General features: G+C 46.4%; 20 protein-coding genes (1 of these 20 cut by a window edge). 12 read left to right on the forward strand and 8 right to left on the reverse strand.

Going from position 1 to position 21,994, the window contains the following annotated elements:
• A protein-coding gene (gyrA, locus tag ACQ4MX_RS14880) for a DNA gyrase subunit A (protein WP_149096132.1) crosses the window boundary here: on the reverse strand, positions 1–1,979 show its 5' portion. It extends 598 nt beyond the left edge of the window; 1,979 of the gene's 2,577 nt are visible here — the first part of the coding sequence; its start codon is at positions 1,977–1,979; its stop codon lies off the left edge, out of view.
• A 468-nt stretch (positions 1,980–2,447) separates the two neighbouring features.
• On the opposite strand from gyrA, the gene ACQ4MX_RS14885 reads away from it, so the two are divergent.
• Positions 2,448–3,275 (forward strand): YheC/YheD family protein, encoded by an 828-nt coding sequence (locus ACQ4MX_RS14885; protein WP_431085649.1) that lies wholly within the window; start codon positions 2,448–2,450, stop codon positions 3,273–3,275.
• A 92-nt stretch (positions 3,276–3,367) separates the two neighbouring features.
• Here the strand turns inward: ACQ4MX_RS14885 and gyrB are convergent, their stop codons facing one another.
• The 6 genes from gyrB to dnaA form a co-directional block, all read right to left on the reverse strand.
• Positions 3,368–5,278, reverse strand: a complete 1,911-nt coding sequence (gene gyrB, locus ACQ4MX_RS14890) for a DNA topoisomerase (ATP-hydrolyzing) subunit B (protein ID WP_134911757.1) — start codon at positions 5,276–5,278, stop codon at positions 3,368–3,370.
• A gap of 30 nt (positions 5,279–5,308) precedes the next feature.
• Positions 5,309–5,560, reverse strand: a complete 252-nt coding sequence (remB, locus tag ACQ4MX_RS14895) for an extracellular matrix regulator RemB (RefSeq protein ID WP_025683679.1) — start codon at positions 5,558–5,560, stop codon at positions 5,309–5,311.
• 16 nt (positions 5,561–5,576) lie between these two features.
• On the reverse strand, positions 5,577–6,692 hold the full coding sequence (gene recF / locus ACQ4MX_RS14900) for a DNA replication/repair protein RecF (protein WP_025683680.1): 1,116 nt from the start codon (positions 6,690–6,692) through the stop codon (positions 5,577–5,579).
• A gap of 54 nt (positions 6,693–6,746) precedes the next feature.
• Complete coding sequence (yaaA, locus tag ACQ4MX_RS14905) at positions 6,747–6,965, reverse strand: S4 domain-containing protein YaaA (protein ID WP_431085650.1); 219 nt, start codon at positions 6,963–6,965, stop codon at positions 6,747–6,749.
• A 45-nt stretch (positions 6,966–7,010) separates the two neighbouring features.
• On the reverse strand, positions 7,011–8,153 hold the full coding sequence (dnaN, locus tag ACQ4MX_RS14910) for a DNA polymerase III subunit beta (RefSeq protein ID WP_025683682.1): 1,143 nt from the start codon (positions 8,151–8,153) through the stop codon (positions 7,011–7,013).
• Between the two features lie 186 nt (positions 8,154–8,339).
• On the reverse strand, positions 8,340–9,686 hold the full coding sequence (dnaA, locus tag ACQ4MX_RS14915) for a chromosomal replication initiator protein DnaA (protein ID WP_134911760.1): 1,347 nt from the start codon (positions 9,684–9,686) through the stop codon (positions 8,340–8,342).
• Positions 9,687–10,804: 1,118 nt separating this feature from the next.
• On the opposite strand from dnaA, the gene rpmH reads away from it, so the two are divergent.
• The 11 genes from rpmH to ACQ4MX_RS14970 all read left to right on the forward strand — a co-directional run bounded on the left by rpmH (position 10,805) and on the right by ACQ4MX_RS14970 (position 21,223).
• Positions 10,805–10,939 carry a 50S ribosomal protein L34 gene (rpmH, locus tag ACQ4MX_RS14920; RefSeq protein WP_007433250.1) on the forward strand — a complete coding sequence of 45 codons (135 nt, stop codon included), beginning with the start codon at positions 10,805–10,807 and terminating at the stop codon, positions 10,937–10,939.
• 263 nt (positions 10,940–11,202) lie between these two features.
• Positions 11,203–11,553: a ribonuclease P protein component gene (gene rnpA, locus ACQ4MX_RS14925; protein ID WP_013312817.1), complete on the forward strand. Its 351-nt coding sequence runs from the start codon at positions 11,203–11,205 to the stop codon at positions 11,551–11,553.
• A 71-nt stretch (positions 11,554–11,624) separates the two neighbouring features.
• Positions 11,625–12,497, forward strand: coding sequence for a YidC/Oxa1 family membrane protein insertase (locus tag ACQ4MX_RS14930; protein WP_431085653.1), 873 nt, complete (start codon positions 11,625–11,627; stop codon positions 12,495–12,497).
• Entirely contained in the window at positions 12,494–13,252 is a 759-nt protein-coding gene (gene jag, locus ACQ4MX_RS14935; RefSeq protein ID WP_431085654.1) for an RNA-binding cell elongation regulator Jag/EloR, read from the forward strand. The genes ACQ4MX_RS14930 and jag overlap by 4 nt, the downstream gene beginning before the upstream one ends.
• A gap of 123 nt (positions 13,253–13,375) precedes the next feature.
• The gene (gene mnmE, locus ACQ4MX_RS14940; RefSeq protein ID WP_149096137.1) at positions 13,376–14,752 is read left to right on the forward strand and encodes a tRNA uridine-5-carboxymethylaminomethyl(34) synthesis GTPase MnmE; all 1,377 of its coding nucleotides are present in this window, start codon (positions 13,376–13,378) and stop codon (positions 14,750–14,752) included.
• A 98-nt stretch (positions 14,753–14,850) separates the two neighbouring features.
• The gene (gene mnmG / locus ACQ4MX_RS14945; protein WP_431085655.1) at positions 14,851–16,740 is read left to right on the forward strand and encodes a tRNA uridine-5-carboxymethylaminomethyl(34) synthesis enzyme MnmG; all 1,890 of its coding nucleotides are present in this window, start codon (positions 14,851–14,853) and stop codon (positions 16,738–16,740) included.
• Positions 16,740–17,462 carry a 16S rRNA (guanine(527)-N(7))-methyltransferase RsmG gene (rsmG, locus tag ACQ4MX_RS14950; protein ID WP_134911765.1) on the forward strand — a complete coding sequence of 241 codons (723 nt, stop codon included), beginning with the start codon at positions 16,740–16,742 and terminating at the stop codon, positions 17,460–17,462. Before mnmG ends, rsmG begins: the two co-directional genes overlap by 1 nt.
• 435 nt (positions 17,463–17,897) lie before the next feature.
• Positions 17,898–18,716 (forward strand): nucleoid occlusion protein, encoded by an 819-nt coding sequence (noc, locus tag ACQ4MX_RS14955; RefSeq protein ID WP_431085656.1) that lies wholly within the window; start codon positions 17,898–17,900, stop codon positions 18,714–18,716.
• 188 nt (positions 18,717–18,904) lie between these two features.
• Complete coding sequence (locus tag ACQ4MX_RS14960) at positions 18,905–19,666, forward strand: ParA family protein (RefSeq protein WP_025683689.1); 762 nt, start codon at positions 18,905–18,907, stop codon at positions 19,664–19,666.
• Positions 19,659–20,501 (forward strand): ParB/RepB/Spo0J family partition protein, encoded by an 843-nt coding sequence (locus ACQ4MX_RS14965; RefSeq protein ID WP_044648683.1) that lies wholly within the window; start codon positions 19,659–19,661, stop codon positions 20,499–20,501. The genes ACQ4MX_RS14960 and ACQ4MX_RS14965 overlap by 8 nt, the downstream gene beginning before the upstream one ends.
• 200 nt (positions 20,502–20,701) lie before the next feature.
• Entirely contained in the window at positions 20,702–21,223 is a 522-nt protein-coding gene (locus ACQ4MX_RS14970; protein ID WP_134911767.1) for a DUF4446 family protein, read from the forward strand.
• On the opposite strand, the gene yyaC is transcribed toward ACQ4MX_RS14970, so the two are convergent.
• Positions 21,177–21,782: a spore protease YyaC gene (gene yyaC / locus ACQ4MX_RS14975; protein ID WP_134911768.1), complete on the reverse strand. Its 606-nt coding sequence runs from the start codon at positions 21,780–21,782 to the stop codon at positions 21,177–21,179. The genes ACQ4MX_RS14970 and yyaC overlap by 47 nt on opposite strands.
• Positions 21,783–21,994 lie beyond the last annotated feature (212 nt).

A 21,994-nucleotide genomic window follows, 5' to 3' on the forward strand; every position in this document is an offset into this window, starting at 1 on the left:
ATCATTTCTTGCTGTCCATCGGTCAGCTTCACTTCGATCAGGGCATCATCTTCACGCAAGTTGATAGCGATCAGGCCACCCTTGCGGATATTAGCATAGTTATCAAGCGGTGTTTTCTTGATAATCCCTTGCTGAGTAGCAAAGAACAGATAGCTGTCCTCTACAAATTCCTCAATTGGAATGACCGCATTGATCGACTCGCCCTGCTCAATCTGAATCAGGTTAATGATCGGTGTCCCACGGGCTGTCCGGCTTAGATCAGGAATCTCGTAAGCCTTAATCCGATATACCTTACCCTTGTCGGTGAAGAATAACAAATGATGATGTGAATTCGTAATGAATAGATGCTCTACGAAATCCTCATTCTTGGTGTCCATCCCCACTACACCACGACCGCCGCGTTTTTGACTACGATAAGTAGTCACGGGAAGACGTTTAATATATCCGGTATGGGTTACAGTAATGATAACATCCTCACGCGGAATAAGATCCTCATCCAGAATGCTCTCTTCACCCACTGTGATTTCAGTACGGCGCTCATCTGCAAAACGTCCTCTCAGCTCATTAAGCTCATCGCTGATAATGCTGAGTACCAGATGCTCGTTGGCCAAAATTTCACGGTATTCCGCAATTTTTTGCAGCAACTCATTATATTCGTTCTCAATCTTCTCACGTTCCAAGCCGGTCAGGCGTTGCAGACGCATATCAAGAATCGCCTGAGCCTGTTCCAGAGACAGCGAGAAGCGCTCAATTAATCCTTCGCGTGCCGCTTCGGCAGTTTGTGAGGAACGAATCAGTGAAATAACCTCATCCAGATGGTCGAGGGCAATACGCAAGCCTTCCAGAATATGTGCTCTGGCCTCAGCCTTTTTCAGATCAAATTCTGTCCGACGACGAATAACTTCAACCTGATGCTTGAGATAATGATACAGAACATCTTTGAGGTTCAGAATCTTCGGCTCGTTATTTACAATCGCGAGCATATTGATGCCGAAAGTGGACTGCATTGCCGTATGCTTGAACAAATTGTTCAGAACAACGTTCGGGTTCACATCCCTGCGCAACTCGATAACGACACGCATACCCGTACGGTCCGATTCATCCCGCAGATCGGTAATGCCTTCAATACGCTTCTCGCGTACTAATTCAGCAATCTTTTCGACCAGACGAGCCTTATTGACTTGGTAAGGCAACTCATGCACGATAATCCGTGCTTTATTGCCAATCTCTTCTATGGTAGTCTTGGCACGCATGGTCACAGATCCGCGACCAGTCTGGTACGCCTGACGAATGCCCGACCGCCCTAAGATATAACCTGCTGTCGGGAAATCCGGCCCTTGAATATAATCCATCAGTTCCATTGGCGTAATGTCAGGGTTTTCGATTAGTGCTTGTACACCATCGATAACCTCTCCCAAGTTATGGGGAGGAATATTGGTTGCCATTCCGACTGCAATCCCGCCGACACCGTTCACCAGCAGATTAGGATAACGTGCAGGCAACACGACTGGCTCGCTCTCTTCACCATCGTAGTTTGGCATGAAATCAACGGTCTCTTTGTTCAAATCACGCAGCATTTCCATTGCAATCTTCGATAATCGTGCTTCGGTGTAACGCATCGCAGCCGCCATATCTCCATCAACGGAACCGAAATTACCGTGTCCGTCCACCAGCATATAACGCAAGGAAAAATCTTGCGCCATCCGAACCATCGTATCGTATACGGCCGTATCACCATGTGGGTGATATTTACCGATAACTTCACCGACGATTCTCGCTGATTTTTTGTAAGGCTTGTCTGGCGACATGCCCAGCTCGGACATCGCGTACAAAATACGACGGTGTACCGGCTTCAGTCCGTCCCGCACATCAGGCAAGGCACGGCTGACAATAATACTCATGGCATAATCCATAAAGGATTCGCGCATTTCCACTCCGATATCCCTATTGATGATTTGCGAGTTATTTTGATCCGCCATGCTGGTCCTCCTTCTCGTCCTTCATTCATTGCTCTCTATGTGAAAAGCCTAACAAGATACTGCCTATATACTCCGCTCTGTAAGCAGGATTTTGGCTGAAATCCTCATCTGTATAATTATATTACTTTCACAAAAAGAGCACAATTAAACGCATCTGTCCGCTTTACAGCGTAAATCTCTCAGAGATTGCCCTTCTGTGAGCAGCAGAATGACCCACGCATCTTACGGCTCACAGGTCCTAATCATGACAAATTCCCCCGAATTGGGGATTAGCCCCCACCCTGAAGGCCTTTTCCACATACAATACGTATACGGTCAGGGTTAACTGAGTACAATTCCGAAAAAACGCCGTATTTCTCTATTATATCATTGTTTTACGCACTTGTCCTTTAGTTTCCCTTGTTTTGTTCAAGCGTCGTGAATTCCAAGAACGTGACTTACATTTCCAAAAGAAAGGGATGAGAATACTTGTCAATTCAACGAGTATCCAGTAAGTGGACCAAAACAAATATCATTCTCCCCAATCCGTTGTTGTCCGCTTATGTACCGGAAACACGTTTGTATGCCATGGAACATTTGAATGAAATGCTGGCAGTGTACGGAACCGTCTATATTAAGCCGGATAACGGTACTTATGGGAAAGGGGTTATGCGTGCAGAGAGACTCACTGAGCCGCTTCCGCCAACTGAAGAGGGGATCATCGGGGAGAGAACGTGGTATATCCTTCGTTATGAGGTAGAGACCCACACCTTCGAAAATCTGGAAGACCTGCATAGGGCAGTTTCTCACCGCATACGGAAGCGTCCTTATCTAATTCAACGAGGAATCCCCCTTCTTCATCATGATGGATGTCCCTTTGATTTACGGGTATTAACACAGATGAACTTGAGAAAGCAATGGGAGACGACGCTCATCATAGGACGCGTAGCTGCTCCTGACAAAGTCGTCACTAATCACCACAGCGGGGGCACAGTGCGCTTTTTCAATGAACTGGTAGCTTCATATCTGGATGTAAAGGAAGCCGTACGGCTGGAGCAAAAATTATCGAAAATGGGCGAGCGGGTAGCTTGGCAACTGCAAAAAAGATATCCCCGTTTGAGGGAAATTGGTTTGGATATAGGCCTGGATCAGCAAGTCTATCCGTGGATTTTGGAGGTAAATACAAGACCAGCGATTAAAGTGTTCTCTTCCCTGCCTAACAAAAGCCTGTATCATAAAATATTCAGATATGCTGTAGGCTACGGCCGTTACACAGCATCCACGGGTAAGCCTGCAAGCGCTAAGAAAAAGGCGTAAGTGTTTGATATTAAATATTCAAATTCTCCGCGACGGGTTAATGACAAGAAAAGGGACGCTCATCTGAGCGCCCCTTGGTGAATTCTTTCAAATTAAAAATCAAGATTTTTCACGTACTTGGCGTGCTCCTGAATAAAGTCGCGACGCGGTTCAACATTATCGCCCATCAGGGTATCGAACAGCGTATCAGCCAGCATGGCATCACTGATGGTAACTTGAAGCATTGTACGGCTCTCAGGGTCCATAGTCGTTTCCCACAACTGGGTCGCGTTCATTTCACCCAAACCTTTATAACGCTGTACGTTGTACTTCGCATTTTCTCCGAATTCGCTGATGATAGCATCACGTTCCGCTTCAGAGTTTGCATAACGTACGACCTTATTGCGCTCTACTTTAAACAGCGGCGGCTGAGCAATATAGATATAGCCGGCGTCAATAATTTTACGCAAGTACCGATAGAAAAATGTCAGCAACAGCGTCCGAATATGGGCTCCGTCGACGTCCGCATCGGTCATGATAATGACCTTGTGATAACGAGCTTTAGCAATATCGAAATCGTCGCCAATCCCCGTTCCCATAGCTGTTACCATTGACCGAATTTCATCACTGGACAAAATACGATCCAAACGTGCCTTCTCGACGTTCAGAATTTTACCGCGAATCGGCAAAATAGCCTGAAAGTGACGATCACGGCCTTGTTTGGCCGATCCGCCCGCTGAATCGCCTTCGACGATGTACAGTTCGCTAATTGACGCATCCTTGGAAGAACAGTCTGCCAGCTTACCTGGGAGGGAACTGATCTCCAGCGCACTTTTACGGCGAGTCAACTCACGCGCTTTACGTGCCGCCTCACGAGCACGGGCTGCTTGTAATGATTTATCAACAACGCGGCGGGAGACAGACGGATTTTCCTCAAGAAATTCCTGAAGTTTCTCTGCGAACAGGGATTCGACAATCCCGCGCACCTCACTGTTACCCAGCTTGGTTTTGGTCTGACCTTCAAACTGCGGCTCCGGGATTTTGACAGAAATAATTGCTGTCAGTCCTTCACGCACATCGTCACCCGTCAAGTTGGCGGTGTTGTCCTTGATAAAGCCATTTTTACGCGCATAATCGTTAATAATCCGTGTCAATGCGCTCTTGAAGCCGGATTCATGCGTTCCACCTTCGTGGGTGTTGATGTTGTTGGCGAAAGAATAAATATTTTCGGTATAGCTGTCGTTATATTGCAGCGCAACTTCGACTTGAATCATATCGCGCGAGCCTTCGACATAAATCGGCTGCTCATGTAGCGCTTCTCTTTTCTGATTCAAAAATTGCACGTATTCACTAATTCCGCCCTCGTAGTGGAACGTATCACTGGTGCCAGTCCGTTCATCGGTCAAACTAATCGCAATTCCTTTGTTCAGGAAGGCCAGTTCGCGAATCCGCGTTTGGAGCGTATCATAGTCATATATGGTCGTTTCTGTAAAAATTTGATCGTCCGGGTAGAACGTCGTTTGGGTACCGGTTTCGTCCGTATCGCCAATGACTCTGACATCATACTGCGGAACACCGCGGTGGTATTCCTGCTCGTACAGATGTCCATCCCGTTTGACGTGAACGATCATTTTGCTGGAGAGGGCGTTTACTACGGATACACCAACACCGTGCAGACCGCCGGATACTTTGTACCCTCCGCCTCCGAATTTACCACCTGCGTGAAGTACAGTCATAACTACTTCCAACGCAGATTTTTTCATTTTGGCGTGTTCGCTTACCGGAATACCACGTCCGTTATCTGTAACGGTAACGCTGTTATCTTCGTGAACGACAACTTGAATGCTGTCACAATAACCTGCCAGCGCTTCGTCAATGCTGTTGTCCACAACTTCCCAGACCAGATGATGGAGCCCCTTGGCACTGGTGGAGCCGATATACATCCCGGGACGTTTCCGAACCGCCTCCAGGCCCTCCAGGACCTGAATCTCACCCGCATCATAAGACGGTTGATTCATAGACATGCCTTTCACCTACTTCTATAGATTCTATGGTTAAGCATTGGCAACAAACTGGTTTGCCCGCTTTTTGAGAGTTGTTGAGGAGATGGGGGAATAATACACCGTATTTTGAGTCACCACGATGGACTTGGCTTCCTCTTCACCAATCATCTCGACATGCTTTTGCTGTTGGGCGTGGTTCACGTACTGCTTGGAGATTTTAGAGGATTTTTTAATCGAGATATCGAAAATAGCCACAAGCTCTGACGAGCGGATGATTTTTTCTCCACCCAGATGAATATACATAGCAGTCACTCACTCCTTAGTGTTCCACATGCCCGTCGTGGACGTGATAAATGCTGGCATCCTTGAGTCGTTCTGCATTCAAGGTCTCAATGCCGGTTGCCGTGATAAAGGTTTGTACCTTGCTCTGGAAGGTCTCGATCAGTTGGGTCTGACGGTAGGGGTCCAGTTCGGATAGAACATCATCCAGAAGCAGGACAGGATATTCACCAATTTCCTCATGGATTAATTCAATTTCAGCCAGCTTCAAGGACAGGGCCGTCGTCCGCTGCTGCCCCTGAGAGCCATACGTATGCACTTCCCTGCCGTTAATGGCAAAGGCCAAATCATCACGATGGGGCCCCGCCAAAGTCATACCACGGCGGATTTCCTGTTCCCTCATTTGGGATAACTTTATCATAAATCGCTCCAATAAGACAGCTTCATCTTCTTCCTCCGGCTCACTGAAGGAGGGAACATAAGTTAATTTTAACTCTTCAGTACCTCCCGCGATCCCTTCATGAATGGCCTGAGCCCACTTTTGCAGCTTTGTTATAAATTGTTTCCGCTTTTTAACAATTTTAACACCGTGCTCAACAAGTTGCTCATTCCATACCTCCAGCATGAGCTGTACGGAAGCCATATCTTTGCCCCATGCTTGCTTGAGCAGGTTGTTACGCTGGACCAGCACTTTCTGGTATTGCTGCAAATGGTACAGATATCCCGGTGCAACCTGTCCAATTTCCATGTCAAGAAACCGGCGGCGTACCCCCGGTGTTCCTTTGACGATTTCCAAATCCTCAGGTGCAAACATAACGACATTCAGCGAACCAATAAAATCGCTCAGCTTTCGCTGCTCCAGGCCGTTGATCTTCGCTTTTTTCCCTTGTGTGGATAACGACAGATCCAGCCTGATTTTTCCGTATTTTTTATCCACATCCGCAGCCAGATGAGTGGAGGTAGCCCCGAAAGAGATTAACTCCTTGTCGCGCGACGTCCGGTGGCTTTTGGTCAAAGCTAGGACAAAAATCGCCTCTACCAGGTTCGTTTTGCCCTGCGCATTTTGTCCGATCAGCAAATTAACGGGCCCAAATTCATTCAGCTCCAGCTGTTCATAGTTCCGGTATTGCTGCAAAACAATATTGTTCACAAACACATAGGGTCCCCCTTGTTACTCCGCACCTAAAAGGAGTCCTTGCCAACCAGGCGATCATGCTCCTACTGTGATCTCGAAACTTCCGTTGTCCTCTACTTCTACGATATCGCCCGGGTACAGTTTTCTTCCGCGTCGTTCTTCCTGCTCACCGTTGACACGAACTTGTCCCTCCTGCAACAGAGCTTTGGCCATTCCCCCTGTAGGAACACAATCGGCTAATTTTAAAAATTGATCCAGCTTGATGTATTCGGTCTGTATAGATATCTGTTTCAAGGCTTGTTCATCCTTTCGCTTGCTCTTAATGAGTGACGCTACACGTTAGTTGGTGGTGCGATATGGCAGGATGATGTACAACGCATTGCTGGAGTCCGCCGGTTTTAAAATGATCGGGCTCATAATGCCGGTAAAAGCAATCGTCAGCTGCTCGCTGTCAATCACTTTCAGCACATCAAGCATATATTTCGAGTTGAACGAGATTTTGAGCGGCTCTCCCTCAAATTTGGAGACTGTGACTTCCTCACGCACTTTACCCAGCTCGGAGGAGCTGGAGGAAATCTCTAGGCCACCGTTTTCCAGCGACTGCATTTTTACAATATTCGTTTTTTCCTCACGAGACAGCAAATAAGCACGGTCGATGGATTCGCTCAAACTTTTTGTATCCACAATCAGTTCTGTTTTGTAGGAGGTTGGAATAATTCTAGAAGTATCCGGATACGTTCCGTCCAAAATGCGGGAATAAAACAAAACCCGGTCAATTTTGAATAGTACCTGGTTGTCTGCTACGACGATATCCACAAGCATATTTTGATCCGGAATAATCTTGCTCAGTTCATTCAACGTTTTACCTGCAATGACAACATTGCTAAAGCGCAAGCCTTCGGACGTTTCCAAACGGGCGCTGCGGGTGGCGAGGCGGTGGCGGTCCGTTGCTACAAATTTTAATTCGCCCTCAGCCAAATTCCACAATACCCCTGTCAAAATAGGTGTCGTTTCGTGAGTGGAAATGGAGAAAACGGTCTGTTTGATCATGTTTTTGAGCAAATCACCTGGTACAGAGATAACCTGATTTTCTTCAATGCTTGGAAGCACCGGGAATTCTTCAGGGTCCAGACCCACAATCTGAATTTCGGTTGCACCGGATGAGATGAAGGTTTGGAAATGGTCTTTTACCTCCATGCGGATCTCCTGAGACGGCAGCTTCTTGATAATTTCGACAAAGAACTTGGCTGGCAGTACAACACTTCCCGGTTGTTCGACCTGAACGACGGTTTGGTCACCATCCTCCATCGGAATAAAGGATTGAATGGAGATGTCAGTATCGCTGGCAGTCAACGTTACTCCCTGATGATTCACATCCAGCTTAATACCGCTCAAAATCGGAATCGTGGTCCGGCTTGATATGGCCTTGGATACATGTTGTATAGCCTCGTTCAATACGTTTTTCAAAATGCTGATCTTCATAAGTTCCTCCTACGGGTTTTAATCCTTCAAGCACGCGTTGACGCGGGCCTTATTTAGGTGATGTATATCTTTAAAATCTATTAGTAATAGTAATAGGCGCACTGAATATGTGGATAAGTCGGTGTAAGCCTAATAAAATCAAGCCTATCCACATGTGTATAAGTTGTGTATAGGCTCTGAACTTGTTCAGGTTGGATTTTTGATTTTTTCGATTAGGCTGTTGATAACTTTGAACAGCTCCTGATCCACTTGAATGGCTTTGGAGATTTTTTCGTGCGCATGAATGACAGTTGTATGGTCGCGTCCGCCAAAGGCTTCTCCGATTTTCGGCAAGGAATAGTCGGTTAGCTCGCGAGACAGGTACATAGCGATCTGCCGTGGAAAAGCAACAGCCTTTGTCCGCTTGCGTGCTTTGAAATCCTCCAGGCGCAGATTGTAAAATTCCCCGACTTGGTGCTGTATATCCTGAATGGTAATCATTTTGGGACGACTGGAAGGAATAATGTCCTTTAACGCCTCGGCCGCGAGATGACTTGTCACATCCTGATTGGTCAGGGAGGAATAGGCTACAACGCGAATCAGTGCCCCTTCCAGCTCTCGGATGTTCGTATCAATCTGGTTAGCGATATACATCATGGCTTCATTGGGAATATCCAGGTTTTCCGCTCTTGCCTTTTTCCGAAGAATTGCGATTCGCGTTTCCAGATCCGGCGGCTGAATATCCGTAATCAATCCCCACTCAAAGCGGGAACGCAGCCGTTCCTCCAGCGTTGGAATCTCTTTAGGCGGACGATCGCTTGAGATAATAATTTGTTTGCGTTCCTCATGAAGTGCATTGAACGTGTGAAAAAATTCCTCCTGCGTCGACTCCTTGCCTGCAATAAACTGAATATCATCAATGAGCAAAATATCAATATTGCGATATTTGTTCCGGAAACTTTCCCCGCGGTTGTCCCGAATAGCATTAATAAATTCGTTAGTAAACTTCTCCGACGACAAATACACGACCTTACTGGCCGGGTTGTGTTCCAAAATATAATGTCCGATGGCGTGCATCAGATGCGTTTTGCCCAGGCCTACGCCGCCGTACAGAAACAGCGGGTTGTAAGCTTTGGCCGGCGCCTCGGCGACGGCCAGCGATGCTGCATGGGCAAAACGGTTCCCCGATCCGATGACGAACGTATCGAATGTATATTTGGGATTCAGCATATGGGACACGGCTTCTTCATGTACGACCGGCTGCTGCTGAGGTTGTTGCTGAAGGTCGAACTCAGCTGGCTTGTTCTCTTCAATGACGAACTTGACCTCCAGCTGCTTGCCCAAAATTTCATAAACCGTTGCCCCGACTAGCTTGGTATAGCGGCTTTCAAGCCATTCCACGGCAAAAGTTGTTGGTGCGGAAATCACAATGGAGTGGTCATTCAGTTTCGCTGCCTTGGTAGCCTTAAACCAAGTGTCGTAACTCGGCTTACTCAGCTTGGTTTGTATGATGGATAGAATTTGCTGCCATAGTTCAGAGGTATGGCTGTCCACAGACGTCACTCCTTTTAAATCCTGACATTTTGCCGTTTAAGCTGCAGAGAGCTGCTCCCGGCGCTTCGGCAAAACGCCTAAAATCCCAAAAATGTTGTTGAAGGCCATAAAAAGACATACCGCCGCCTGAATCATGCGGCAGTGTGGTGAGAGAACGCAGCACAAAATGGTCCTGAAAAATAGCTAATGGAAAAATCCGCTGCTGATCGGCAGAAGAAGGCGATATTTCTCAGGAGGGAATGTGCGGCACGATCCGTTCTCTTGATCCCGCAGGCCAAAACGGGACTTCAATATGTCGAAATCAAATGAAAAATGTAGAATATATCCCCAGAATCCCGAATCCGCACAAAAATAAAAAGATGGATAAATTGAACTTGTTCACAACTTTATCCACAGGGTGTTGATAATATGGAGGGTAAAACAACATATTCACATTCAAAAGTAATATCATCATAGCAAAAGAAGCCTTGTATTTCAATGACTCGTGGTTATTTATCCACAAATTCAATCTGTTGTGTACAATTTTTATTCACAACACAAGATATTGTTTATAATTTGTTCAGTTTTCGACAATAACTCTTTTTCGTCTCAAAATGTTATGCACAGGTTATGACCATTTAAATCACAATTCAGATCTTTTTGTGGATCTGTGCATAACAGCCGTTGCCTTTTGGTCACGGAGGTCGTTTTTTCTGTTGAAAATTTCCGGTAACGTTTCCGACAATATTTTTAATGATCCGATTACGGTGCTTGGAAATATGCCGATCACAAAATAAAAGACGGTGTAAAGAAATTAGGAAGGAAGAACGAATCGTAAGGAACAGGAGAGGTGGAAGGAACGCAAAATGTAGACAAGCTGATATTGAAGGAGGAAGGTCGAAGAAAATTCACGGTAAAAAAGAGCAAAAGAGCGTGGGATAAGTGAACTGGATGAAAGAGCAAAATCTCTGGCGTAAAAAAATGAGGGAGAGGATTGCATGATTTTGGGGGAGGGGATTAAGCTGTACATTGACTTTGGCCGCTATTTATGGTTAAATGTACAAAGGTGTTTTTTGTGGAGATTGCTATGTTAGGTATATTCCATATAAAACGTATTCCTTGTAAGGAGGTGCAGTACAATGAGACCGACTTTCAGACCGAATGTCAGCAAACGTAAAAAAGTCCACGGCTTCCGTAAAAGAATGAGCACAAAGAATGGCCGTAAAGTTTTGGCAGCTCGTCGCCAAAAAGGCAGAAAAGTATTGAGTGCGTAATGCGTGCATAAAGACCACTACGGTGGTCTTTTTTTTCATAATGGAGGTATTCATGGGCCGGATCGTTCTCCCTGCGTCTGTAGAAATGCAGTGAAAAAAGAGGGAGAAGCACCGCATCCTGCTCTATATTAGATGAAGCTTTTGAAAATGGATGTAAAATAAGCGAGATTACCATGACGGAATGTTGTCCATACTTCTTACTATATAAGAGGTAAGGATTGGCTTGCTGGCATGTGTAAAAGAGATGAGCAAGGAGAAGCGCCGTGCAAAAAAAATTGCGTCTACGAAACCGGGCGGACTTTGGGCGCGTATACCGCCATGGCAAATCTTTTGCCAACCATCAGTTTGTGGTGTACTGGTTCCGCCGCAGAGAGGTAGAGCAGTTCCGCGTTGGAATTTCGGCCAGCAAGAAGATCGGCAACGCCGTAGTCCGTAACCGGATGCGCAGAATTGTCAAGGAAATTGTGCGTCATCATGAGCATGAATTGGTGGAGCAAATTGACCTGATTTTTATCGTCCGCAAGGGAGCGGTTACAATGTCGTATCAGGAGCTGGAGAAAAGCGTGCTGCACGTTCTGCGCAAAGCCTCGCTGCTCAAGTCTTCACGTCGATAGTCAGTATCTTTGTCCTACAGGATATGGTATGATTTACGTTGGAATGGATTGGTTAAGAAAGGGGTTATGAAGTGTCGCGTTTGAAGACTCAACGGGGGAAATGGTTCCTCCTGATTGCCTTATTGGCACTTGTTGCTGTGCTGTCGGGATGTGCCCAGACGGCCCACAATTCTTACACGACGGCAGACTTGGCCAATGGATCTTGGTGGCAAAGATATGTCGTTTACTGGTTTTCGTATGCGCTGGATACATTTGCTCAATGGTTCTCGGGAGAGTATGGCCTGGCCGTACTGATTCTGGTGATTATCGTGCGAACTATTATTTTGCCGCTTACACTCAAGCAAGTACGCAGTTCTAAAGCTATGCAGGCCATTCAGCCGCAATTAAAAGAAATTCAAGCGAAATACAAGGATACGCCTGAGAAAGTCCAGCAAGAGACGATGAGGCTGTTCCAGGAAAACAAGGTCAACCCGATGGCGGGCTGTCTTCCTTTGGTAGTTCAGATGCCTATTTTTATCGCGCTCTATAATGCCATTTACTATAACTCGGCATTGCGGGATCATGATTTCTTGTGGCTCCAGTTAGGTAAACCGGATCACTTCTTTATCCTGCCAATTCTGGCAGCAATCACAACATTCGTCCAAACCTGGATGATGATGAAAATGAATCCGACTCCGCAGCAGGGACCGATGCAATTTTTGCTGTACGTCTATCCGGTGTTGATTCTGTTCATGTCGTATAACTTCCCATCCGCTTTGCCGCTATACTGGTTTTACAGTAATATTTACACGATTATTCAAAACTATTTCCTTTATCGGAATAAGGATAAAGAAGTTGCGCTGGCCAATGTAAAAACAGCCAGTCTTACGAAAACAGGTTCCTCCAATAGCAATAACAAGAAAAAAGGTGGCAGAAACTCGAAGGGGGCTAAAAAGTCGAGATGACCAAAGTCGTGACTTCAGGAAAAACCGTTGAAGATGCTGTAAAACAAGGACTCTCCCAGTTGGGAGTAAGCCGTGAACGGGTAACCGTAAACGTGTTGGAACAGCCGTCAAAAGGATTCCTGGGGTGGCTGGGGGTCAAAAAGGCGAAGGTAGAGCTTACGCTGCTATCTGATCCGTCTCCCGAAACCACACACGCGGCTGAACATCATGTATCGGCTCAAGCGCCTGCCGTGGGACAGACTGTTGTTCCGAAAGTGGAATCTGTTATCCAGGAAGTACGTACGAGTAAGGAAGCCTCCACAGAACATGCAGACCCTTATAAAGAAGCTGTACGTTTTATCCACGAAACAGCAGCCGGAATGGGACTGGATGTGGAAGTGGATGTCCGTCACCGCAAGGATGAAAGCATACTAGATATATCCGGTCCGTCGCTCGGCATGCTGATCGGCCGCCGGGGACAGACGCTGGATGCATTGCAGTACCTGACGAATATCGTTGCCAACCGTCATTCTGACAAATTCATCCGGATTGTGCTGGATGCCGAGCAATTTCGCGCACGTCGGCAAAAAACATTGGAAGATTTGGCAGATCGGCTGGCAAACCAGGCTATTCGTTTTGGCAAGGAAGTAGTGCTGGAGCCAATGCCGTCACAGGAGCGAAAGCTGATTCACGCCAAGCTTCAACAGCATGCGCTGGTTAGAACATACAGCAAGGGGGACGAGCCGAATCGGCGCGTCGTCATTGCCAAAAAATAATCCGACGCAATGGCTCTCTGCAAGGTGCAGAAGCCATTGTTTTTTATATTTCTTGCTGAAACGGTTGCCGTCCTTGATTAAGGGCGGCAATGCCGTTTCTACTTGATAGGAGGTAGAAATCATATGTTGAGCGATACCATAGCTGCCATTGCAACTGCTGTTGGTGAAGGGGGGATTGCGGTTGTACGGGTCAGCGGCCCGGAAGCCGTCACGGAAGTGGAAGCTTTGTTTCGGAGCAAAACGCCTCTAAGCAAGGCTCCATCTCACACGGTACACTATGGACATATTATAGATCCTCAAAGCCATGAAAAGGTGGAGGAAGTTCTAGTTACGGTTATGCGAGCGCCACGCTCTTTTACAACAGAAGATGTCGTAGAAATCAGTACCCATGGCGGGGTTGTAGCCGTCAAACGGGTGATGGATTTACTATTGCTGCAAAATATACGTTTGGCCGAACCGGGCGAATTCACGAAGCGTGCTTTTCTGAACGGTCGTATTGATCTGAGTCAGGCGGAGGGAGTCATTGACCTGATTCGCTCGAAGTCGGATAAAGCTTTTTCAGTAGCTTTGAAGCAAGTAGATGGACAACTGTCACAGAATATCCGCCGTTTGCGGCATGTTCTGGTAGAGACATTGGCTCATATTGAAGTGAACATTGATTATCCTGAGCATGATGTGGAGTCTTTTACGTCTGAACTGATCAAGGATAAGAGCAGTCAGGTCATGGCGGAAATTGATCGGTTGCTGCATACAGCGGAGCAGGGGAAAATTCTACGTGAGGGCCTGACCACAGCGATTGTCGGAAGACCGAATGTGGGGAAATCCTCGCTGCTGAATACACTGGCTCAGGGCGAACGGGCGATTGTGACCGATATTCCGGGCACGACCCGTGACGTTATTGAGGAATATGTGACGATTAACAGCATCCCTCTGAAGCTGCTGGATACGGCTGGCATTCGGGAAACGATGGATGTGGTGGAACGGATCGGGGTAGAGCGTTCGAGAACAGCGGTCAGTGAAGCAGATCTGCTGCTCATCGTGATTAACGCCAACGAACCGCTGCATGAGGATGAAATGGCATTAATGGAACAAATCCGCGGTAGACAAGCGATTGTCATTATGAATAAAATGGACTTACCGGCCCAAATAGACCGGGATTTGCTGCTGCGTTATGTTCCCGAAGAGCTTATCGTACCGATGTCTGTAAAGGAAAATGAGGGAGCAGATCGGCTGGAGCAGGCCATATCGCAGTTGTTCTTTAGTGGTAAGCTGGAATCTGCCGATATGACATATGTCAGCAATGTACGGCATATTGCTTTGTTGAAGAAGGCTCGCCAATCGTTGGTAGATGCCTATGAAGCTGCTGATCAATTCGTTCCGATTGACATGATCCAGATTGATGTAAGATTGGCGTGGGAGCATTTGGGCGAGATTGTGGGCGATACGGCGCATGATGCGTTAATCGATCAAATATTTTCACAATTCTGTCTGGGCAAATAGGACATTCGAGTATGGCTGGTATAAGCCCTGCTATCGTTATAGATATACAAGAGCATATTCGGTATCAAGACTGAAGTGCATAAGGAGGTAAGAGAGGTATGGGATATCAAGGAGGCGACTATGACGTGATTGTCGTAGGCGCGGGCCATGCGGGTGTGGAATCCGCCTTGGCAGCAGCCCGGATGGGCTGTCGTACGTTGATGATTACGATTAACCTGGATATGGTCGCGTTCATGCCCTGCAACCCGTCTATTGGCGGTCCTGCAAAGGGGCATGTTGTGCGTGAAATTGATGCTTTGGGCGGCGAAATGGGCCGGAACATCGACAAGACGTTTATCCAAATGCGGATGCTGAATACAGGTAAAGGGCCTGCCGTTCACGCATTGCGCGCACAGGCTGACAAGTTCTCTTATCAGCATGCGATGAAGGAAACGATGGAAAAGGAACCGAATCTGGCCTTGCGCCAGGGAATGGTGGAAGAGCTGATTATTGAAGACGGTCATTGCGTGGGCGTCATCACGAAGACCGGCACAGAGTACCGCAGCAAAGCGGTTGTCCTGACTACAGGCACTTATTTACGTGGTAAAATCATTATGGGTGAGCTGATGTATGAAAGTGGCCCGAACAATCAACAGCCTTCGTTGAGACTGTCTGAGCATTTGCGCGAGCTGGGTTTTGATCTGGTCCGCTTCAAAACGGGTACGCCGCCGCGCGTGCATAAGGACACGATTGATTTTAGCAAAACCGAAATTCAGCCGGGGGACGATCAACCGAAGTTTTTCTCGTATGAAACGAAGTCTTCGGATAATGAGCAGCTTCCTTGCTGGCTGACTTATACTTCAGTGGAAACTCATCAGATTATTAATGATAATTTGCATCGTGCGCCGATGTTCTCTGGTCTGATTGAAGGAACAGGACCGCGCTATTGCCCATCTATTGAAGATAAAGTGGTGCGTTTCAGTGATAAGCCGAAGCATCAAATCTTTTTGGAGCCTGAGGGTAAAAACACATCTGAATACTATGTTCAAGGCTTGTCGACCAGCTTGCCTGAGGATGTGCAATTAGCTGTGCTGCGCTCGATTCCGGGGATGGAAAAGGTAGAAATGATGCGTAACGGCTATGCGATTGAGTATGATGCTATGGTGCCTACACAATTGTGGCCTACGTTGGAAACGAAAAGAGTACCCGGCCTGTTCACGGCGGGTCAAATTAATGGCACTTCCGGTTATGAAGAAGCAGCCGGCCAAGGGATTATGGCAGGCATTAACGCGGCTCGTAAGGTGCAGGGCAAAGAACCTGTCGTGCTGGACCGCTCCCAAGGCTATATCGGCGTTCTGATCGACGATTTGGTGACCAAAGGTACGAATGAGCCTTACCGTTTGCTAACCTCCCGTGCAGAATACCGTCTGTTGCTGCGTCATGATAATGCGGATCTGCGTTTGACTCCAATCGGGCATGATATCGGCCTGATTACGAATGAACGGTATGAGCGCTTTTTGGATAAGAAGCAAAAGGTAGAGCAAGAGATTGAGCGTTTGCGTCTGGCAAAAGTGCGTCCAGTTGATGTGAATGAGATGCTGGAGCAAGGTGGATCTGCACCGATACAGGACGGCAGTAATTTGTTAACCGTGCTGCGTCGACCAGAGATCAGCTATGCACAAGTGGCACAAATTTCACCTTCACCTGTAGCTCTGACTGAGGAGGAACAGGAGCAGGTAGAAATCCAGATTAAGTATGCGGGCTACATCGAGAAACAACTGATGCATGTAGAACGTCTGCAAAAAATGGAGAAGAAAAAGCTTCCAGAGGATATCGTATACGATGAGGTTCAGGGTTTGGCGATTGAAGCCAAGCAGAAGCTTGCGAAAATTCGTCCGATGTCGATTGGTCAGGCATCCCGTATTTCGGGTGTGACTCCTGCGGATATTTCCATTTTGCTTGTTTACCTGGAGCATTATAACCGCGTAACGGCAGCAAGGGGATCATAATGGACGCGATACAACAGCAATTTAAGCAGCGACTGGCAGAGCATAGCATTGTGATTAATGACAGTCAGCTAGAGCAGTTCGAAACGTATTACCGTGTGCTGGTTGAGTGGAATGAAAAGATGAACCTGACAGGCATTACAGAGCGGGATGCGGTGTACACCAAGCATTTTTACGATTCTCTTTCGCTGGCTTTTTATGTTCCGTTAAATGATGTGGAAAGCTTGGCGGATATCGGATCAGGTGCAGGTTTCCCAGGCATTCCTTTGAAAATATGCTTTCCGCAGATTCAGTTGACCATTGTGGATTCGTTGAACAAACGCATACAATTTCTGGCGCATGTGGTAGAACAGCTAGGATTGGAAGACGTGGAGCTGGTCCATAGCAGGGCAGAGGAGTTGGGTCGTAAAACGGGATACCGCGACAGCTACGATCTGGTCACCGCCAGAGCCGTTGCCCGTCTTGCGGTACTGAATGAGTTTTGTTTGCCTTTTGTCCGTGAAGGGGGTCACTTTGCTGCGATGAAGGGCAGTGATCCGACGGAAGAAATCAAGGAAGCTTCCTATAGCTTGAAAGAGCTTAAAGGGAAGATTAAGCATATTCAGGCTTTTCAGTTACCTGTGGAGGATGCAGCTAGACATATGATTATTATTGAAAAAAGAGCAGCTACACCACGGAAATATCCGCGTAAGCCGGGTACGCCTTTAAAAACACCGTTAGTGTAACCAATTGAAAGAAAGTGAATGTTTCACGTGAAACATTCACTTTTTTTATGACTTGCAATGCTCTTAACATAAACAACGTATAGATGCAGAAGGTCTTTATTTACGGCGTAGAGAAACATGGATAAATAGGCATCTGATTGGGTGTGCAATTTATTCTCTGATCCTTCCGAAAAGCTGGTAGAGACGATAGGATTATGGCTGGAAAAGTGATAGAATAGAGATAATCGTTTTTGATTTAAGTTGACTGCTTCCCGTACCGTTCGATTACGATATACATAAGGGGGAAGTGGGACAACAATGCCAGGGAGAATACGTGGAGTGTACCCGGTTACGGCGCTGTCCCATATAAAAGCGTCTACGATCCGCGTAAGGAACTGTTTTTCACGAAGCGCTGTTAGTATGGTGCTATTATGAAATTAGGTGGTATTATACGGAATGAAAGAACAATTTTCCAAGCTATTTGGTTTGACGGAGCGATCCACTGGGGACGAAATAAAGCAAATTCCAGTTCGGGATATTGTCAGCAGTCCTTATCAGCCCCGCACCATATTTGACGACGAGAAGATTGATGAGCTATGCCAGACCATTAAGACGCATGGTGTAATTCAGCCGATTGTCGTTCGTTTCCGTAATGGACAATACGAAATTATAGCAGGGGAACGTCGATGGAGGGCTGTCACCAAGCTGGGGATGGATACCATTCCAGCCATTGTTCGTGAGTTTAATGATTCACAAGCTGCTTCTATCGCGTTGATTGAAAATCTTCAAAGGGAAGGGCTCACAGCGATTGAAGAGGCTGTAGCTTACCAGAAGTTGATTGACCTGCATCAGCTCACCCAGGAAAGTCTCGCTCAGCGACTTGGCAAAAGCCAATCCACTATTGCTAATAAGATACGACTGCTTCACCTGCCAGAGAGAGTGAAAGGTGCTCTAATGGAACGGAAAGTGTCCGAGCGTCATGCCCGTGCTTTATTGTCATTAGAGACTGAAGAGCTACAGTATAAGGTTTTGGATGAAGTCATCGCCAAGGAACTCAATGTGAAACAGACAGAGGCGAGAGTCGCCTTTTATAAACAAGTGTCCACGATTAAGAAATCCAAGCGGATTTCCTTTACTAAGGATGTCCGGCTTGCGCTGAATACGATTCGTCAATCCATTGATATGGTGTCTGGCTCAGGCTTGGATATCAAGACCAAGGAATCCGATCATGAGGATCACTATGAGATTGTCATTCAAATCCCCAAACGTAAGTAAGGGATGAAGCGTACAGGCGGCAGCAATTGCCGCTTTTTCTGTCTAACGCCAATTAAAATCGCAGCATACTCGTATTCTATTGATAAAATTGCCCTTATCCCTAAGCTAATAATAGAGAATCGTCTTAATAAAGGATTTTGCAATAAAGAAATATAGCAGGATTCCGATTAAAGTATGAGGTGAATGAAGTGTCAAAAATAATAGCCGTAGCCAATCAAAAGGGCGGAGTGGGCAAAACAACTACTTCCGTGAATTTGGGCGCCGGACTTGCTTCCCTCGGCAAAAGGGTATTGCTCGTGGATATCGACCCGCAAGGTAATACAACGAGCGGTGTGGGTATCAATAAGGCGGATGTGGCAAATTGCATTTATGATGTACTCATTAATGAGGTTGATCCTAGCGAAGCGATTGTCAGTACACAGATTGAGGGTCTGGATATTATTCCTGCCACCATTCAACTGGCAGGAGCGGAAATCGAGCTGGTGCCGACCATTTCTCGTGAACTCCGATTAAAAAGATCGCTCCAGCTCGTCAAGCATAAGTACGATTATATATTGATTGATTGCCCTCCATCGTTAGGGATTTTGACACTTAATTCTTTAACGGCCTCTGATTCGGTCATTATCCCCATTCAATGTGAATATTACGCATTGGAAGGTTTAAGTCAGCTACTGAATACTGTGCGATTGGTGCAAAAGCATTTGAATACCTCACTGCAAATTGAAGGTGTGCTGCTGACGATGTTTGATGCCCGTACCAACTTGGGTATTCAGGTGATTGAAGAAGTGAAAAAGTATTTTCAAAGCAAGGTTTATCAGACGATTATTCCACGCAATGTGAGACTCAGTGAAGCACCATCACATGGCCAGTCCATTATTACGTATGATCCCCGCTCCCGTGGGGCAGAGGTATATATTGAGTTGGCAAAGGAAGTGGCATCTTATGAGTAAACGGTTGGGAAAAGGGCTGGATGCACTCATTCCCTCCCTTACGGTCAATGATGAGGACAAGGTTGTTGACATTCCGCTTAGTCAGTTGCGTGCAAATCCGTACCAGCCTCGCAAAACGTTTGATGAGGAATCGATTAAAGAACTGGCAGAATCCATTCGTCAGCACGGTGTTATTCAACCTATTATTGCGCGTAGTGTATTAAGAGGCTATGAAATTATTGCAGGTGAAAGAAGATTCCGGGCTTCCCAATATTGTGGGAATTCGACGATACCTGTGGTTGTTCGCAATTTTACTGATCAGCAGGTAATGGAGATTGCCCTGATTGAGAATTTGCAGCGCGAAAATCTGAATGCGATGGAAATAGCAGTTGCCTATCAGGGATTAATGGATCAGTTCTCGTTAACTCAAGAGGAATTGTCCTTGAAAGTGGGCAAGTCGCGCTCTCATATTGCGAATTTCCTTCGTTTGCTTGCATTGCCGGAGGAAGTTAAGGATCATGTTTCACGTGGAACATTATCTATGGGACATGCCAGAGCGATTGTTGGGCTCAAAGATCCGGACATGGTGAAGCAGCTGGCGACACAATGCATTGAGCAGCAGTGGAGTGTTCGGGAGCTGGAAGAAGCCGTACAGCAGTTGGACCATAAGCCTGGTGAAGCGAAGGCCAAGCCCAAGGTGAGAAAAAAGGACCCTTTTATTGATCATATGGAGGAGTCCTTGCGTGAACGTTTTAAAACAACTGTGAAAATTAAGCATAACAAGGATAAAGGTAAAATCGAATTGAATTATTACAGCCAGCAGGATTTGGAAAGATTACTGGAACTATTGCAGTAGTCTGTATGAAATAGGACATGTCTCCTTGGTCGAAATGGGAAGTGAGATATGTCTTTACTTTGTCTGGATGCGTAGGAATCAGAATAGTCTGGATGGATAAACTAATAGCCTTCTGTTATTTGTTTCGCTGTCCTCAAACGTATAAAATAAGAGGTATGCAGTGACATGATTTTTTGAGATAGAGGAGTAGAAGCAAGCATATGGCTGAATTGAACGGACTAATCATGGAACAGCTTGCCGGAATCGTTGCAGGAATTGTGCTGATTTTGCTCATCCTGTTGATTGTTATCATTGTGCAGGGTGCAAAGTTGAAGAAGATGCGGCGAAAGTATGAAACCATGATGGCAGGCAGCGGTGTTGAGAATTTGGAAACGCTGCTGATTGATTTGAAGGTACAAATGGATACGATTGAGGATGAGCAGGAAGCCCATCGTGCAAGTATGAAATCTCTACGCAGTAAACTGACAGGCCTGAAAGGACATATAGGCATCAAACGCTATAATGCCTTTGGCGAGCGAGGAAGCGATCTAAGCTTCTCCATGGCTATTGTAGATGACAATCAGGACGGTATCGTATTAACCGGTATTTATAACCGGGATGGTTCTTATGTGTATGCCAAGCCCCTGGAAGCGGGGCAGTCATCCTATTCCTTATCTCCTGAAGAGAAAGAAGCCATTACTCTTGCGCAGCAAGCAGGACGGAACGGTAATGCCACTCCTTAATCGCGGAGTATAAGCTGCCAGCAATGATATCTGATAATTTCATTACCAGATTTAGTCTTGTATTCTGCAACACAAAGTATTCCATAAAGCCGCCGACGTTAACGATTCCTGTCAAATGGATATCGCCGACCGGCGGTAATTCTTTATTTACCCCCGCACCAGGTTTCAAAGGCCCGTCCGCAACCTGAATGCATCCAACGCTGGAGGTTTGTCCAAGACATGCGTCTATGCCGATGATAAAGGGCTGGTCGTACCGGGTGTGTATGCCGTCCAGTGTTGTTTGCAGATTCATAGCATGTACAGGCTCTTCCAATGTCCCGTAAAGGTGAAAGAGCGGGCTTTTATAGCGAGACAAATGAGTACCTACGAGCGGGCCGAGACAATCTCCAGTAGAACGGTCGGTGCCGATGCAAATAATAACGATATTTTGCAGACTGGGCGCCTGGTGCAAATGGAACAGCAAACGATGGATGATGGCTGATTGGATCCCGGGGTCGGTGTGTGATATTTTTAAGCTAAGGGGTTCTTGCCCCGGAATGAAGTCAGATGGATGAGTCATGGAATCTTCCTTTCGCTCTGTAATGGAGTGTGCAGGTTGCGCTCGCTTTATATAGACTGTTAGCTGTTGGTATCGCATTTGATCAGAGATGAAAACCAGCAGTATAACTGCCTTAGAGAATAACAATTAGCCTGCGGGTAACATTTATTCTCAAGATAGTAGCTAGTATATGGATAAGTTTGGGCTTTTATACTCGGGGGAAGTAGATTATT

The organism is Paenibacillus sp. 8b26 (assembly GCF_050626875.1).
Lineage (GTDB): Bacteria > Bacillota > Bacilli > Paenibacillales > Paenibacillaceae > Paenibacillus.